The 323-nt window shown below is 65.9% G+C and carries 1 protein-coding gene; it reads right to left on the bottom strand.

Annotated elements, in window-relative coordinates:
* Positions 1-323, bottom strand: a 323-nt coding sequence (locus RHSP_RS08545) for an Ig-like domain-containing protein (protein WP_037150604.1), incomplete at both ends; no start/stop codon positions are given.

Below are 323 nucleotides of genomic sequence, written 5' to 3'. Positions count from 1 at the left end.
TGCGTCGTGCGGCCGTCCGTGACCGTGAAGGTCAGCGTCGTCGTCGACAGGCTGCCATCGGCATCCTTGACCGTATAGGTGAAGGTGTCCGTGCCGCTCTCATTCGGATTGGCCTGGTAGCTGTAGGAGCCATCGGCATTCAGCGTCAGCGTTCCGAGCGTCGTGACGATGGCGCTGCCGACATGGTCAGACTGCGCCGTCTCCGCGTTGCCGGCCGTTACGCCGACCACCTGAAGATTGCCGTCGGCACCCGTCACGTCATTGGCCAGCACGCCATGCGCCGCATCGGCCGTGGCCGTCACGCCGGACTGCAGCGAACCCGC

The sequence above is a fragment of the Rhizobium freirei PRF 81 genome (genome assembly GCF_000359745.1).
In the GTDB taxonomy this organism is placed as follows: domain Bacteria; phylum Pseudomonadota; class Alphaproteobacteria; order Rhizobiales; family Rhizobiaceae; genus Rhizobium; species Rhizobium freirei.
The sequence above is the reverse complement of the archived record's forward strand: the minus strand, read 5'-3'. Positions and strand labels throughout refer to the sequence as shown.